The organism is Streptomyces sp. NPDC058678, from assembly GCF_042714835.1.
Classification (GTDB): Bacteria; Actinomycetota; Actinomycetes; order Streptomycetales; family Streptomycetaceae; genus Streptomyces.
Map to the genome: position 1 here is coordinate 104,682 of NZ_JBHXSG010000032.1, position 15,766 is coordinate 120,447.

A 15,766-nucleotide genomic window follows, 5' to 3' on the forward strand; every position below is an offset into this window, starting at 1 on the left:
GCCATCTGACGAGGTACGGAACCCCGGCGACAGCCCCGCGGCACGCTTGTCGCCACCTCCCCGCGGCGTCGGTCTCGACGGGCGGGGAAAGCGGCGCAGGACTTTCACACCGCAGACGCGGAACCATCACTGAGGGGGATCAGCAGGTGAGCATGACGGCCTCCGCGGCAGCCACCGGAGGAGGGACCGGTACGGGGACCTCCGGTGCGGGCACGGGGCTCGGCTTCTGCCGGGTCACGATCGTCGCGCCCGACAGCCGGATCGACGTGGCACTGCCCGACGACATCCCGGTCGCCGACATCTATCCGGAGATCCTCCGGCTCTCCCAACAGAGCCCCGCCGAGGGCGCACCCGTCGGCTACCACCTGGTACGCCGGGACGGCACCGTCCTCGACAGCTCCCGGTCCTTCGCCGCCCAGCGCATTCTCGACGGCGAACTCCTCACGCTGCGCCCCTTCGCCGAGTCGCTGCCCCCGGCCGTCTTCGACGACGTCTCCGAAGCGGTCGCCTCCGCGGTGACGAGCGAACGCACCCTGTGGAGCGGCGACTTGACGCGCGCCGCGGGCCTCGTCGGAGGCGGCGTGCTGCCGGTCCTGCTCGCCTTCGTGGCCTGGACCGGCGACCCGCTCCACGACATGCACAGCCTGCCCGGCATCCTTGCCGGAGTCGCCGGTGTGCTCCTGGTCGTCCTCGCGTGCGTACGCGCCCGGGTCTACGACGACCGGGCCTCGGCCATCGCCCTGGGACTCGGCGCCCTCCCCAACGTCGGCGTGGCCGGCTCGGGACTCCTCCCGCTCAGCGACGGGCAGGGCATCGGCAAGCTCCAGTTCCTCCTCGCCTGCGCGGCGGTGCTGCTGGCCTCGTTCCTGCTCACCCTGTGCTCGCCGAGCGGAGACGGCCCGTTCGTCGCGTTCGTCTTCGCCTCCGCCATCGGTCTGCTCTCCGTGTTCGCGGCGACCCTCGCCGACTGGACGGCCTCCGAGATCGCCGCCCTGTGCGCCCCGATCGCCGTCGGCGGCCTCGCCTTCCTGCCGGGTCTGTCGATGCGCTTCGCCCGGCTGCCGATCGGCTTCGACACCCCGGACACCGCCCCGCGCAGCGCGTACGACACCGACCCCACCCCGCAGGAGCCGGTCGACGCCGAGCGGGTCACCGCCAAGGCCCGGCGCGGACACGAACTGCTGGTCGGCCTCGTGGGCGGCTGCGCGGTGACCGTGGTCGGTTCCTCCGCGGTCCTCGGCTTCTCCTCCAACGTGTGGGCCCAGCTCCTCGCCCTCGCGACCGGTGTGGCCCTGCTGATGCGCGCCCACCTCTTCCGGTACACCGGTCAGGTCGCCCCCGTCCTCTCCGCCGGCCTCGCCTCGCTCGTACTTCTCGGCCTCGGTCTGGCGCTCAACCCGCCGCAGTCGATCGTCCGCGACGCCCTCATGGGCGACCGCACCGACCTCGACATCCGGACCGTCTGGCTCGTCGCGGCGATCGCCGCGACGGCCGCCCTCGTCACCTCGCTCGGCCTGATCGTCTCGCGCGGCGGCCTCACCCCGTTCTGGGGACGCTTCCTGGAGATCGCCGAGGGCTTCGTGCTGCTCACCCTGGTGCCGCTGGCACTGGCCGTTTTCGACGTGTACACCACCGCCCGGTCGATGACGAGCTGATCCGGCCCATCCGGCAATGAGTGAAGGGACCTTCGAGCGTGAGCTTCGGCCCACCTCCATCGATATTCACCCAGTCGACGGTGTCGGCGGACCTCCAGCGCAAGAAGCGCCGTAGGACGCTGCTCGGCGGGGTGGCTGCCGTCCTGGTCGTCGTGCTGGCCGCCGGCGGCTGGCTGCTGTGGGACCGGGATCCCGCACCGTCGAACAAGCCCCTGGCCGCCGCCGCGCAGAGCCGCCTCGACGTCCGGGAATCGGTCGAGACACCGCCCAAGAGCACGACCGGTGCGATGGCGTTCCGTTTCTCGGAGGACGAGATGGCCCCCGGCGAGCAGGTCGCGATGCCCGGCACGTGGGCCACGGACGAGATCCTCGCCAAGGGCATCAACAGGAGCCTCGTCGGCCTGCGGATCGGCACGGACGCCTCACCCGGCGACGAGGTGTGGAAGCTTCAGCTCTCCGGCCCGATCTGTGGCTACACGCGCCATGTGACCGTCGAGAACCGTACGGCCGTCCTCTTCCGGTCGAGCACCGGCGAGGACGCCCACTGCGACCACGTGGCGTTCGTCGACCTCGACGACGGCCGGAAGATCTGGGAGCACGGGTTCACGTCCGGCAAGTGGGACACGACAAGCGTGACGCTCACCCACGCCACGGTCGCCGTGACCCGGGACGACGGCTCCGAGGCGTACGACATGGACGAGGGCCGGCGGCTGTGGCGCACCGAGGGCTCCGGTGACTGCGAGGACCGCGGTGTGGCCGGCGGGCGGGCCCTGCTCGTTCTGGTCGCCTGTGAGCAGAAGGGCAAGCCCGCCACCTCGTGGGAGTCCACCGCGTACCAGGTGCGCAAGACGGATCCGCGCACCGGCAAGACCATGTGGACGTACCAGGTCGCGTCCGGGGTCCGGGACGTCCAGGTCCCGTCCACCGACCCGGCCGTCCTGGCGGTCGCGGCCGGCGACACCGGCTACACCGAGCTGCTCTCCCTGGACGGCAAGGGCAAGAACCGTGCCACGATCCGGCTGCAGGGCGGGCAGTACGTCGGTGAGTGCAACGACGACGCGCTCGACTACGGCGTCATCGACGACTGCCCGACGATCCCGGTGGGCGGCGGCCAGGTCTTCCTCCGGAGCAAGGAACACGACGACGCCAAGCGTCCCTCCAACTGGATCGTCGGCTTCGACCTGGCGACCGGGAACACCGTCAAGAAGTTCGACTCGGGGCCCAACGAGCTGCTGTACCCGATGCAGATGAGCGGCGACCAGCTCCTCGCGCTCCGGGAGAGCGGCGACCGCATCTCACCGATGGCGCTGGTCGGTCTCGACCCGAAGACGGGGGAGGAGACCCCGTACTTCTACTTCGGTCTGCCACTGGAGGCGGAGGTGTTCACCCTCAGGGACTCGTACGACATCCTCGTCCAGGACGGACGGCTGTTCTTCGCCGCCAAGCAGGCGAGCGGTCCCGCCAAGGGCAAGCAGTGGATCTGGCTGGCACTGGGCATCGAGAGCGCCGCCCGAGGGAGCATGTCCGCAACCCGGTAGGGGGAACGACAAGCGGGGAACCGGCCACGCACCCGTCCCCCGCCCTCCTGCCCGTCACTCCGCGGCAGGCCCCCCACCATGGGGCGCAGGATCCAGATCGAACTCCCCGTCCCGCGCCCCCAGCACGAACGCCCGCCACTCCGCCTCCGTGTACCGCAGCACGGTGTCGGGGTCGAGCGACGACCGCATGGCCACGGCTCCTTCGGGGAGGTAGGCGATCTCGACCCGCTCCTCGTGCTCCTCGGTGCCCGGCGCGCTGTGCCACTCGACGCCGGAGATGTCGAGGGCGTACAGCTCGTCCCTCTCGCGCTCCTTGCGTGCCTTCAGTTCCTCGTCCTTGGTGTCGGCCATGGCGACTTCCGATCCTTCCCTCTGCAACGAGCTGTGCAGCCACCCTACTTGCCGTCGTTCCCCCAGGTCAGACGTTTGCTCCTGAGCGACCGTCACGAAGGGCGACAACTCCCTCACACCTCCGCGCCCTCGGCAGAAAGGTCCCGTCCGTGAGTTTCGGCCCACCGCCGTCCGTCTACACCGAGTCCACTTTGGCGGCCGAGAGCCGCAGGAAGCGCCGTCGGCTGCTCGCTCTCGGTGCCACGACGACCGCCCTCGCGTTGCTGTTCGCAGGCATCTGGGTCATGTCGTACGACGGCACCGGCGACGGCCGGAGCCCGGCCGCGGCGAGTCGAGCCCCGGACGACATCCGGGAGACGACCGAGCGGCGGCCGACGACCCCGGAGGGGGTGATCGCGATCCAGCGCCGCGCAGAGGGCATCGAAGCCGGCCAGAACATCAAGGCGACGGGCACCTGGGCGACCGGCAGGACGTTCGCGAAGACGGTGGGCAACCGCATCACGGGGTACAGGATCTCGACCAACCGCCAGGCGTGGAAACTGACCTTCCCCGGCAGCGTCTGCGCCGCGACCCCGCACACCACGGTGGACGGCCGAACCGCCGTGGCCTTCTCGAGCGAGCACACCAGGACCGATCCGAGCGGGGGGACCATGAGCGGCCCGTGCGACCGGATCGCGATGTTCGACATCGACACGGGCAAGCGGCTGTGGCACGTCGAGTTGCCCGAGAAGCGACTCGTGCCCGCCAGGGTCACGATGACGCGCGGAAAGGTCGTCGCGGCCTGGGAGGACGGCTCGGCGGCGTACGCCATGACCAACGGGAAGCGGCTCTGGTCGCACACGGCGGGGTCGGTCTGCGGGGACAGCGGCTACTCCGGGGGCAAGGCCCTCGTGCGGGTCGTCAAGTGCGGCAACGCGGACAACAGACGCTTTCGGGTGGAGGGGACGGATCCTGGGACCGGCAAGCCCTTGTGGACCTACGCGGTGGCTCCGGGTGTCCAGGACGTTCGTCTGATCTCCTCGTCCCCCGTCGTCATCGCCGTCGCGGCTGGCGACCTGGTGATCACCGACCTGATCTCCCTCGGTGACCAGGGCGAGTTCCGCGCCACCGTCTCGGTGCCCGTCCAGACCTACGTCACCAAGTGCGGCGACGGCATCGACGTCACGGGCCCGATCGAGACCTGTGACGCGGTGGTGGTCGACGAGCGGAAGCTGTACGTCGCCACCCAGGCGCGCGACTCCGGCACCGTGAGCGCCCACGGACAGGTGGCCAACGAGATCGTCGCCTTCGATCTGGCCACCGGGAAGAGCGTCGGGAAGTTCGATGCCAGAGTCGGCCGGCCGATGTACCCCGTCCGCATGAGCGGCGACAGGCTGATCGCCGTCCGGGAGTCCACCTCCGCGCACACGCCCAGCGCCGCCGTGAGCATCGACCCCAGGTCGGGGAAGGAGACCCTGCTCCTGCTCTACGGCACCGTCGGCATGCTGCCCTTCGAGTATCTGGACGTCCGCTACGAGCACGGCCGCGTCTTCTTCGCCGCCACGAGCCTCGCCGGACCGGTGAGCGAGGACGACGAGGGGGAGGGCCTCTGGCTCGCCGACGGGTTCGAGACCGGCGGCTGACACCGGAGACCACCCCGGTCGGGGGCATCCTCGCAGGCTGGTAGTCTGTGCTGTGGCCGTTTGTGTACGCGCCCCCGGAGCCCAGGCCCTGGAGGCCGCGCCCAGCGGATCCCCGCCTCCCGAGTAACGGAAGCTCCCCCGAGATGTGGACCGGGGGCACTCGGTGGCCCTTCACAGACTACGAGGAGTACGCGTGTCGCTCGACGCCGCAACGAAGAAGCAGCTCATCACCGAGTTCGGTACCAAGGAGGGCGACACCGGCTCCCCCGAGGTCCAGGTCGCGATGCTCTCGCGCCGTATCTCGGACCTGACCGAGCACCTCAAGACCCACAAGCACGACCACCACTCCCGCCGTGGTCTGCTGATCCTGGTCGGTCAGCGTCGCCGCCTGCTGCAGTACCTGGCCAAGAAGGACATCCAGCGCTTCCGTGCGCTGGTCGACCGCCTCGGTATCCGCCGCGGTGCGGCGGGCGCCAAGTAAGACGCCGTGAGGGGAGCGGTTCCCGTGATCATCGGGGCCGCTCCCTTTGCTGTACGTACGGAAACGTGCGGAGTGTCACTGACGCTTTGTAGTGTGGCAGCACAACGCAATACGGACGACACAGAGTGATGACGGGTACTCGCTGAGGGTAGGGCGTCATCACGACAAACGAACGAGGAGAAGCGCACCTCGCCGCCGCCGGTCCTCGGTAGTGGCCCCCGGGGGGAAGAGAGCCCCGAGGGCTTCGATCGAAGACCGGCCCGCACCAGACGGAGCGCTTCTCCGCAACCGTCCCCCTGCCACACGGGCAGCCGAGGGACGAAGACGAGGAGAAAGTACTAGTGGAGAACGAGACCCACTACGCCGAGGCCGTCATCGACAACGGCTCCTTCGGTACCCGCACCATCCGCTTCGAGACGGGCCGCCTGGCCAAGCAGGCCGCCGGCTCCGCCGTGGCGTACCTGGACGACGACACCATGGTGCTGTCGGCCACCACCGCCTCCAAGAACCCCAAGGACCAGCTCGACTTCTTCCCCCTCACGGTGGACGTCGAGGAGCGGATGTACGCCGCCGGCAAGATCCCCGGCAGCTTCTTCCGCCGTGAGGGCCGTCCCTCCGAGGACGCCATCCTCACCTGCCGCCTGATCGACCGCCCGCTGCGCCCGTCCTTCAAGAAGGGCCTGCGCAACGAGATCCAGGTCGTCGCCACCATCATGGCGCTCAACCCCGACCACCTGTACGACGTCGTGGCGATCAACGCCGCCTCCGCGTCCACGCAGCTGGCCGGCCTGCCCTTCTCCGGCCCGATCGGCGGCGTCCGCGTCGCGCTGATCAACGGCCAGTGGGTCGCGTTCCCGACGCACACCGAGCTCGAGGACGCCGTCTTCGACATGGTCGTCGCCGGTCGCGTCCTGGAGGACGGCGACGTCGCGATCATGATGGTCGAGGCCGAGGCCACCGAGAAGACCATCCAGCTGGTCAAGGGCGGTGCCGAGGCGCCGACCGAGGAGGTCGTCGCCTCCGGTCTGGACGCCGCGAAGCCCTTCATCAAGGTGCTCTGCAAGGCCCAGGCCGACCTCGCCTCGAAGGCCGCCAAGCCGACCGGCGAGTTCCCGGTCTTCCTGGACTACCAGGACGACGTCTTCGAGGCGCTCTCCGCCGCGGTCCGCCCCGAGCTCGCCCAGGCGCTCACCATCGCCGGCAAGCAGGACCGCGAGGCCGAGCTGGACCGCGTCAAGGCGCTGGCCGCCGAGAAGCTCCTGCCGGAGTTCGAGGGTCGCGAGAAGGAGATCTCCGCCGCGTACCGCTCGCTGACCAAGGCCCTGGTCCGTGAGCGCGTCATCAAGGAGAAGACGCGCATCGACGGCCGTGGGCTGACGGACATCCGTACGCTCGCCGCCGAGGTCGAGGCCATCCCGCGCGTGCACGGTTCGGCGCTGTTCGAGCGTGGCGAGACCCAGATCCTGGGCGTCACCACCCTGAACATGCTCCGCATGGAGCAGCAGCTGGACACCCTCTCCCCGGTGACCCGCAAGCGCTACATGCACAACTACAACTTCCCGCCGTACTCCGTCGGCGAGACCGGCCGTGTCGGCTCCCCGAAGCGCCGCGAGATCGGCCACGGCGCTCTCGCCGAGCGCGCCATCGTGCCGGTCCTGCCGACGCGCGAGGAGTTCCCGTACGCCATCCGTCAGGTGTCCGAGGCTCTCGGCTCCAACGGCTCGACGTCCATGGGCTCGGTCTGCGCCTCCACCATGTCGCTGCTGAACGCCGGTGTGCCGCTGAAGGCCCCCGTCGCCGGTATCGCCATGGGCCTGATCTCCCAGGAGATCAACGGCGAGACGCACTACGTCGCCCTCACCGACATCCTCGGTGCGGAGGACGCCTTCGGTGACATGGACTTCAAGGTCGCCGGCACCAAGGAGTTCGTGACCGCCCTCCAGCTCGACACCAAGCTGGACGGCATCCCGGCCTCCGTCCTGGCCGCGGCCCTCAAGCAGGCCCGTGACGCCCGCCTCCACATCCTCGACGTGATGATGGAAGCGATCGACACGCCGGACGAGATGTCCCCCAACGCCCCGCGGATCATCACCGTCAAGATCCCCGTGGACAAGATCGGCGAGGTCATCGGCCCGAAGGGCAAGATGATCAACCAGATCCAGGAGGACACCGGCGCCGAGATCACGATCGAGGACGACGGCACCATCTACATCGGTGCCCAGGTCGGCTCGCAGGCCGAGGCCGCCCGCGCCACGATCAACTCGATCGCGAACCCGACCATGCCGGAGGTCGGCGAGCGCTACCTGGGTACGGTCGTGAAGACGACCACCTTCGGTGCGTTCGTCTCGCTGCTCCCGGGCAAGGACGGTCTGCTGCACATCTCGCAGATCCGCAAGCTCGCCGGCGGCAAGCGCGTGGAGAACGTCGAGGACGTGCTCGCCGTGGGCTCCAAGGTCCAGGTCGAGATCGCCGAGATCGACTCGCGCGGCAAGCTCTCCCTCATCCCCGTGATCGAGGGCGAAGGCGACGACGAGAAGAAGGACGACACCGACCAGTGACGTCGAGCAGCTCCACGGCGACGGCCCGCACCTCCTCGGAGGCGCGGGCCGTCGCCCGTACCCAAACCCTCATCAAGGGGACCAACGGCATCGGTGTCGTCCGCAAGACCACCCTCCCCGGCGGTCTGCGTATCGTCACCGAGACGCTGCCCTCCGTACGCTCGGCGACCTTCGGCATCTGGGCCCACGTCGGCTCCCGTGACGAGACGCCGGCCCTGAACGGCGCCACCCACTACCTGGAGCACCTCCTCTTCAAGGGGACGCAGCGCCGGTCCGCCCTGGACATCTCCTCCGCCGTCGACGCCGTCGGCGGCGAGATGAACGCGTTCACGGCGAAGGAGTACACGTGCTACTACGCACGCGTGCTCGACACCGACCTGCCGCTGGCCATCGACGTCGTCTGTGACATGCTCACGGGCTCGCTCATCCGCGAAGAGGACGTCAACGTCGAGCGGGGCGCGATCCTCGAAGAGATCGCCATGACCGAGGACGACCCGGGCGACTGTGTGCACGACCTGTTCGCGCACACCATGTTCGGCGACAACCCCCTCGGCCGCCCGGTCCTCGGCACGGTCGACACGGTCAACGCCCTCACCGCCGACCGCATCCGCCGCTTCTACAAGAAGCACTACGACCCGACCCACCTCGTGGTCGCCGCGGCCGGCAACATCGACCACAACAAGGTCGTACGACAGGTCCGCGCCGCCTTCGAGAAGGCCGGCGCCTTCAAGGAGCCCGAGGCGGCGCCCATCGGGCCGCGCGAAGGCCGCCGCGCCCTGCGTACCGCGGGCCGCGTCGAACTTATCGGCCGCAAGACCGAGCAGGCCCATGTCGTCCTCGGCATGCCGGGTCTGGCGCGTACGGACGAGCGCCGCTGGGCGCTGGGGGTCCTGAACACGGCCCTCGGCGGCGGCATGTCCTCCCGCCTCTTCCAGGAGGTCCGCGAGAAGCGCGGCCTGGCCTACAGCGTGTACTCGTACACGTCCGGCTTCGCTGACTGCGGCCTCTTCGGCGTCTACGCGGGCTGCCGCCCGAGCCAGGTGCACGACGTCCTGAAGATCTGCCGCGACGAACTCGACCACGTCGCCGAGCACGGCCTCTCGGACGACGAGATCGGCCGCGCCATCGGCCAGCTCCAGGGCTCCACGGTCCTGGGCCTGGAGGACACGGGCGCGCTGATGAACCGCATCGGCAAGAGCGAGCTGTGCTGGGGCGAGCAGATGTCCGTCGACGACATGCTGTCCCGGATAGCTTCGGTCACCCCGGACGACGTCCGCTCGGTCGCCGGCGAGATCCTGGGCCGGCGGCCCTCGTTGTCGGTCATCGGTCCGTTGAAGGACAAGCAGGCGTCCCGTCTGCACGAGGCCGTCGCCTAACCAAGTCCGAAACTCCGAGACTCCGGAACCCCGGTTAAGGAAGCAAGAAGATGAGCAAGCTGCGCGTGGCGGTCCTCGGTGCCAGGGGCCGGATCGGCTCCGAGGCGGTACGGGCGGTCGAGGCCGCCGAGGACATGGAGCTGGTGGCCGCCCTCGGCCGGGGCGACAAGCTGGAGACGCTGGCCGAGACCGGAGCCCAGGTCGTCGTCGAACTGACCACGCCGGCCTCCGTGATGGACAACCTCGACTTCTGCGTACGGCACGGCATCCACGCGGTCGTGGGCACCACCGGCTGGACCGACGAGCGCCTCGCGCAGCTCGAGGGCTGGCTCGCCCGGTCCCCGGAGACCGGCGTGCTCATCGCGCCCAACTTCTCCATCGGGGCCGTCCTGACCATGAAGTTCGCGCAGATCGCCGCGCCCTACTTCGAGTCCGTCGAGGTCGTCGAGCTGCACCACCCGAACAAGGTGGACGCCCCGTCCGGCACCGCCACGCGCACCGCCCAGCTCATCGCCGAGGCCCGCCGTACGGCCGGCTCCGCCCCGGCGCCGGACGCCACGGCGACGGCCCTGGACGGTGCGCGGGGAGCCAGCGTGGACGGCGTTCCCGTGCACGCCATCCGCCTGCGCGGCCTGCTCGCCCACCAGGAGGTCCTGCTGGGCGGGGAGGGCGAGACGCTCACCGTCCGCCACGACTCCCTGCACCACAGCAGCTTCATGCCGGGCATCCTGCTCGGCGCCCGCCGCGTGGTGACCACCCCTGGCCTGACCTTCGGCCTGGAAAACTTCCTGGACCTGGGCTGACACCCGCCATGCGAGCCAAGCTCTCCTACGCGACAACGGCCGCCGTCCTGGTCTTCTACTTCGTCCTGGTCGGCAGCCGCGGCGTCATGCTCATCCAGTCCGGCACGCTCCTCACCGTCACGTTCGGCGTGGCGGTGCTGATCCTGCCGGTCATCGGTCTGTGGTTCCTGTGGAAGAACACCCAGTTCGTCCGCAAGGCCCACCGGCTCGCCGCCGAACTCGACGCCCAGGGCGGCCTGCCCGTCGACGAGCTGAAGCGCACCCCGGGCGGCCGCATCGACCGCGACTCCGCCGACGAGGTCTTCGCCAAGCGCAAGGCCGAGACGGAGGCGGCGCCCGACGACTGGCGCAGCTGGTTCCGCCTCGCCGTCGCCTATCAGGACGCCCGCGACACCCCGCGCGCCCGAAAGGCCATGCAGCGGGCGATCGCCCTCCACGAGGGCAGGCCGGTCCAGGCCTGACCGCTTACGCCGTACGCCGAAGGGGCCGACCCGCAACACATGCGGACCGGCCCCTTCGCGTCGCTGCCGCTGTCAGCTTCGCTGGTACTCGTCGGCCCACGCCTCGACCGAGTCCGACGCCCTGTCGAAGGCCTCGGCACGCGCCAGGAAGTCCGCGTTGTGCGTGGTCAGCAGCGCCGACACGTCGTCCGCGGCCCGGTCGTGCCGTACGAGGAGCAGTGCCTGTCCCTGAACGGTGCGCGGCAGTCCGAGCCAGCGCACCGGCTGCTGCACCGTCCGCACGGCCGTCACCCGGTCCCAGGGCACTGTGCGCGTGAAGAGGAAGTCCACCCGGCGCAGTCCGTGCGCGCTCACCCACACGCCCACCCGCAGCAGCCGCAGGGCGCCGACGATGACGAGCAGCGCGATACCGAACACCACACCCGCCTCGGACACCGAGTCGGTCAGCGCGATGATGACGGCCGCGAACAGCACGTACGAGGCGAGCAGCAGCAAAATCGCGGCCGCTCCCACCCGCCACGGACCGGGCCGGTAGGGGCGCCGCCAGCGGTCGCGGTCGTCGAACGGGAACGCGACGTCTTCCGCTGATTCGAATGCGCGGTCGGCCGTCAGGAAGGGCAGGGGCACGGCTGGGTCCTCACTCAATCCATCCATGGGCTGTGCCCGGTGAGGTTATCGACCTGTGTCCCTGCCCACCACCTCTGGGGGTCCGGATGGAGTCAGCGCCCCTGGGACGCCTGGGACTGCTGTGTCTGCGCCGACTGGTCCGGACTGAGCGCCGGTATCCCGACGACCAGGGAGCCCGCGAGGGCGGCGACGATGGTGAGCCCCAGCAGCCAGCGCCCGGCTATTTGACTCACGGACGCCCGCTCGGGGGGCGGGGGAGCGACATTGCTGCGAAACTTGTCGGCTTCGGCGAGGAAGGCGAACGGTACGGGTTCGCGCCGACGGAACATCGGGGGTGCTTCTCCCTTCGGGGTCGAACGAGTGACTCTCACTGACACAGACGAGCGGGTGCCCCAAAAGGTGCCATGATTCGCCGAATTCGCAGAAGTTCACCGAAGTTGTCGCGTCCCGGCACCGAACGCCCCGATGTCAGTGCCGGGCCGTAGAGTGGGCGCCGCCCGAGAGAAGTGATGGAAGGACCCTCCGAGCCGTGACCGACACCCCCGCCGATGACCTCAAGCCCGGCTTCCGCAGCGACGTCACCGTCGAGCTCGTCAAGCACACCGCGTCCGACGCCGACGTGCTCTTCGCCGCCCGCGTCTCGACCATCGGCGAGCAGTCCCTGGAGGAGATGGGCAAGGACCCGGAGCGCTCCAAGGGCCTCATCAACTACCTCATGCGGGACCGGCACGGCAGCCCCTTCGAGCACAACTCGATGACGTTCTTCATCAGCGCCCCGATCTTCGTCTTTCGCGAGTTCATGCGCCACCGCGTGGGCTGGTCGTACAACGAGGAAAGCGGCCGCTACCGGGAGCTCCAGCCGGTCTTCTACGTCCCCGGTGAGTCCCGCAAGCTGGTCCAGGAGGGCCGCCCGGGCAAGTACGTCTTCGTCGAGGGCACCCAGGCCCAGCAGGAGCTGGTCGGCCGCACCATGGAGAACTCCTACCGCCAGGCCTACGAGGCCTACCAGGAGATGCTCGCCGCCGGCGTCGCCCGCGAGGTGGCCCGCGCGGTCCTCCCCGTCGGCCTCTTCTCCTCGATGTACGCCACCTGCAACGCCCGCTCGCTGATGCACTTCCTCGGCCTGCGCACCCAGCACGAGCTGGCGAAGGTCCCGTCCTTCCCGCAGCGGGAGATCGAGATGGTCGGCGAGAAGATGGAGGCCGAGTGGGCCAAGCTCATGCCGCTCACGTACGCGGCCTTCAATGCGAACGGCCGAGTGGCGCCGTAACGCACCCTCGTTCCCCCGCAGGGCACTGATGTACGGGTCAGCCTCGCGAAGTGTCCGTATTGCGGCATTTAGCGAAGTTCATCTAGCCTGATCAAACGGACCCGGCACTGCTTGAACCCCCGAGCAGGCAGTGCCGGGCTCCGCATTTGTCACCACTTGTCGCCTCCCCCGAGGGCAGACCCGGCCTTGAGCAGCGAGTAGCGTGTTACCCATGGCTCCGACCTCCACTCCGCAGACCCCCTTCGGGCGGGTCCTCACCGCCATGGTCACGCCCTTCGCGGCGGACGGCGCACTCGACCTCGACGGCGCACAGCGGCTCGCCACCCACCTGGTGGACGCAGGCAACGACGGCCTGATCGTCAACGGCACCACCGGTGAGTCGCCCACCACCAGCGACGCGGAGAAATCGGACCTCGTACGAGCCGTCCTGGAGGCCGTCGGCGACCGCGCCCACGTCGTCGCCGGCGTCGGCACGAACGACACCCACCACAGCATCCAGCTCGCCCGCGCGGCCGAGAAGACGGGCGCACACGGCCTCCTGGTCGTCACCCCGTACTACAACAAGCCGCCGCAGGAGGGCCTGTACCGGCACTTCACGGCCATCGCCGACGCCACCGAACTGCCGGTCATGCTGTACGACATCCCCGGCCGCAGCGGCGTCCCGATCAACACCGAGACGCTCGTCCGCCTCGCCGAGCACCCGCGGATCGTCGCCAACAAGGACGCCAAGGGCGATCTGGGCCGAGCCAGCTGGGCCATCGCCCGCTCCCGCCTCGCCTGGTACTCCGGCGACGACATGCTGAACCTGCCGCTGCTCTCTGTGGGCGCGGTCGGCTTCGTCTCGGTCGTCGGCCACGTGGTCACTCCCGACCTGCGGGCGCTCGTGGACGCGTTCACCTCCGGTGACGTCCAGAAGGCGACCGAGATCCATCAGAAGCTGCTCCCGGTCTACACCGGGATGTTCCGCACCCAGGGCGTCATGACCGCCAAGGCCGCGCTCGTCCTCCAGGGACTCCCCGCCGGACCGCTGCGCGCCCCCATGGTCGAGCTCGCGCCCGAGGAGATCGAGCAGCTCAAGATCGATCTTGCCGCGGGCGGGGTACAGCTCTAGCACCAGACTTCGCGAACCTCTTCGCGCGATCAAGACTTCACAACTGAATAAACAGGCCACCGGTGCCTGTGTCCACAACGACAACTGCTTCTGCACGAACGTCATGCGCGCCACGTGCCCACCGGTACGTGGCGCGTGTGGTGAGGAGAGTCTTTTGAGTCATCCGCATCCTGAACTCGGCCCGCCCCCGCCGCTCCCCGCGAGCGGCCTGCGCGTCACCCCGCTCGGCGGCCTCGGCGAAATCGGCCGGAACATGACGGTCTTCGAGTACGGCGGCCGCCTGTTGATCGTCGACTGCGGCGTCCTCTTCCCCGAGGAGGAGCAGCCCGGCATCGATCTGATCCTGCCGGACTTCACGTCCGTCCGGGACCGCCTCGACGACATCGAGGGCATCGTCCTCACGCACGGCCACGAGGACCACATCGGCGGCGTCCCCTATCTCCTCCGCGAGAAGCCGGACATCCCGCTCATCGGCTCCAAGTTGACCCTCGCCCTGATCGAGGCGAAGCTCCAGGAGCACCGCATCCGTCCGTACACCCTGGAAGTGGCGGAGGGACACCGCGAGCGCATCGGTCCCTTCGACTGCGAGTTCGTCGCGGTCAACCACTCCATCCCGGACGCCCTGGCCGTGGCCATCCGCACGCCCGCCGGCATGGTGGTCCACACCGGCGACTTCAAGATGGACCAGCTTCCGCTGGACAACCGCCTCACGGATCTACACGCGTTCGCACGACTGAGCGAGGAGGGCATCGACCTTCTCCTCTCCGACTCGACGAACGCCGAGGTCCCGGGCTTCGTCCCGCCCGAGCGCGACATCTCCAACGTCCTGCGCACCGTCTTCGGCAACGCCCGCAAGCGGATCATCGTGGCGAGCTTCGCCAGCCACGTCCACCGCATCCAGCAGATCCTGGACGCGGCCCACGAGTACGGCCGCAGGGTCGCCTTCGTCGGCCGCTCGATGGTCCGCAACATGGGCATCGCCAGAGACCTGGGCTATCTGAAGGTCCCGCCGGGCCTGGTCGTGGACGTCAAGACCCTCGACGACCTGCCGGACCACGAGGTGGTCCTGGTCTGCACGGGTTCCCAGGGCGAACCGATGGCAGCCCTGTCCCGCATGGCCAACCGCGACCACCAGATCCGCATCGTCCCCGGCGACACGGTCATCCTGGCGTCGTCGCTGATCCCCGGCAACGAGAACGCGGTCTACCGCGTCATCAACGGCCTGACCCGCTGGGGCGCGAACGTCGTCCACAAGGGCAACGCCAAGGTGCACGTCTCGGGCCACGCCTCCGCGGGCGAGCTCCTGTACTTCTACAACATCTGCCGCCCGAAGAACCTGATGCCGGTCCACGGCGAATGGCGCCACCTGCGTGCCAACGCCGAACTGGGCGCCCTGACCGGTGTCCCGCACGACCGGATCGTCATCGCCGAGGACGGCGTGGTCGTCGACCTCGTCGAGGGCAAGGCGAAGATCTCCGGCAAGGTCCAGGCGGGCTACGTGTACGTCGACGGCCTCTCGGTCGGTGACGTCGGCGAGCCGGCACTGAAGGACCGCAAGATCCTCGGAGACGAGGGCATCATCTCGGTCTTCGTGGTCATCGACTCCTCGACGGGCAAGATCACCGGAGGGCCGCACGTCCAGGCCCGCGGCTCCGGCATCGAGGACTCGGCCTTCAGCGATGTCATCCCGAGGGTCACGGAGGTCCTGGAGCGGTCGGCTCAGGACGGCGTCGTGGAGCCGCACCAGATGCAGCAGCTCATCCGCCGGACCCTGGGCAAGTGGGTCTCGGACAACTACCGGCGCCGGCCGATGATCCTCCCTGTGGTGGTGGAGGTCTGACGGTCCGTCGGCCTTCATCTGCGTGAACCAGGAGCGGGGGGGCGGCGGGATGTAAGAGGAGGCCCCCCCCCCA

General features: G+C 69.3%; 14 protein-coding genes. 11 read left to right on the top strand and 3 right to left on the bottom strand.

What is annotated here, in order from left to right:
- Positions 1 to 152 precede the first annotated feature (152 nt).
- Together eccD and ACFWWR_RS27065 are read left to right on the top strand one after the other, a co-directional pair.
- The gene (gene eccD, locus ACFWWR_RS27060) at positions 153 to 1,655 is read left to right on the top strand and encodes a type VII secretion integral membrane protein EccD (protein ID WP_383862121.1); all 1,503 of its coding nucleotides are present in this window, start codon (positions 153 to 155) and stop codon (positions 1,653 to 1,655) included.
- 80 nt (positions 1,656 to 1,735) lie between these two features.
- Entirely contained in the window at positions 1,736 to 3,193 is a 1,458-nt protein-coding gene (locus ACFWWR_RS27065) for a PQQ-binding-like beta-propeller repeat protein (RefSeq protein WP_384305748.1), read from the top strand.
- Positions 3,194 to 3,247: 54 nt separating this feature from the next.
- On the opposite strand, the gene ACFWWR_RS27070 is transcribed toward ACFWWR_RS27065, so the two are convergent.
- Positions 3,248 to 3,544, bottom strand: a complete 297-nt coding sequence (locus tag ACFWWR_RS27070; protein WP_383862084.1) for a DUF397 domain-containing protein — start codon at positions 3,542 to 3,544, stop codon at positions 3,248 to 3,250.
- A 149-nt stretch (positions 3,545 to 3,693) separates the two neighbouring features.
- Here ACFWWR_RS27070 and ACFWWR_RS27075 point away from each other — a divergent pair, with 149 nt between their 5' ends.
- From ACFWWR_RS27075 to ACFWWR_RS27100, 6 genes are all read left to right on the top strand, one after another.
- A complete protein-coding gene (locus tag ACFWWR_RS27075) occupies positions 3,694 to 5,166 on the top strand; it encodes a PQQ-binding-like beta-propeller repeat protein (RefSeq protein ID WP_384305751.1) in 1,473 nt (490 codons plus the stop codon).
- A 193-nt stretch (positions 5,167 to 5,359) separates the two neighbouring features.
- Positions 5,360 to 5,647: a 30S ribosomal protein S15 gene (gene rpsO, locus ACFWWR_RS27080; RefSeq protein WP_217234539.1), complete on the top strand. Its 288-nt coding sequence runs from the start codon at positions 5,360 to 5,362 to the stop codon at positions 5,645 to 5,647.
- A gap of 341 nt (positions 5,648 to 5,988) precedes the next feature.
- Positions 5,989 to 8,205 (top strand): polyribonucleotide nucleotidyltransferase, encoded by a 2,217-nt coding sequence (locus tag ACFWWR_RS27085; RefSeq protein WP_217234538.1) that lies wholly within the window; start codon positions 5,989 to 5,991, stop codon positions 8,203 to 8,205.
- Positions 8,202 to 9,581 carry a M16 family metallopeptidase gene (locus tag ACFWWR_RS27090; RefSeq protein WP_384305754.1) on the top strand — a complete coding sequence of 460 codons (1,380 nt, stop codon included), beginning with the start codon at positions 8,202 to 8,204 and terminating at the stop codon, positions 9,579 to 9,581. The genes ACFWWR_RS27085 and ACFWWR_RS27090 overlap by 4 nt, the downstream gene beginning before the upstream one ends.
- A 50-nt stretch (positions 9,582 to 9,631) precedes the next feature.
- Positions 9,632 to 10,384, top strand: a complete 753-nt coding sequence (gene dapB, locus ACFWWR_RS27095; protein WP_383862091.1) for a 4-hydroxy-tetrahydrodipicolinate reductase — start codon at positions 9,632 to 9,634, stop codon at positions 10,382 to 10,384.
- 8 nt (positions 10,385 to 10,392) lie between these two features.
- On the top strand, positions 10,393 to 10,845 hold the full coding sequence (locus ACFWWR_RS27100; protein ID WP_384305757.1) for a hypothetical protein: 453 nt from the start codon (positions 10,393 to 10,395) through the stop codon (positions 10,843 to 10,845).
- 72 nt (positions 10,846 to 10,917) lie between these two features.
- On the opposite strand, the gene ACFWWR_RS27105 is transcribed toward ACFWWR_RS27100, so the two are convergent.
- Positions 10,918 to 11,472, bottom strand: coding sequence for a hypothetical protein (locus ACFWWR_RS27105; RefSeq protein WP_383862096.1), 555 nt, complete (start codon positions 11,470 to 11,472; stop codon positions 10,918 to 10,920).
- A 92-nt stretch (positions 11,473 to 11,564) separates the two neighbouring features.
- A complete protein-coding gene (locus ACFWWR_RS27110; protein ID WP_383862098.1) occupies positions 11,565 to 11,801 on the bottom strand; it encodes a hypothetical protein in 237 nt (78 codons plus the stop codon).
- 200 nt (positions 11,802 to 12,001) lie between these two features.
- On the opposite strand from ACFWWR_RS27110, the gene thyX reads away from it, so the two are divergent.
- The 3 genes from thyX to ACFWWR_RS27125 all read left to right on the top strand — a co-directional run bounded on the left by thyX (position 12,002) and on the right by ACFWWR_RS27125 (position 15,693).
- A complete protein-coding gene (gene thyX, locus ACFWWR_RS27115) occupies positions 12,002 to 12,742 on the top strand; it encodes an FAD-dependent thymidylate synthase (RefSeq protein ID WP_217234532.1) in 741 nt (246 codons plus the stop codon).
- A gap of 211 nt (positions 12,743 to 12,953) precedes the next feature.
- Positions 12,954 to 13,853, top strand: a complete 900-nt coding sequence (gene dapA, locus ACFWWR_RS27120; protein WP_383862102.1) for a 4-hydroxy-tetrahydrodipicolinate synthase — start codon at positions 12,954 to 12,956, stop codon at positions 13,851 to 13,853.
- 154 nt (positions 13,854 to 14,007) lie between these two features.
- Positions 14,008 to 15,693 carry a ribonuclease J gene (locus ACFWWR_RS27125; protein WP_383862105.1) on the top strand — a complete coding sequence of 562 codons (1,686 nt, stop codon included), beginning with the start codon at positions 14,008 to 14,010 and terminating at the stop codon, positions 15,691 to 15,693.
- Positions 15,694 to 15,766 lie beyond the last annotated feature (73 nt).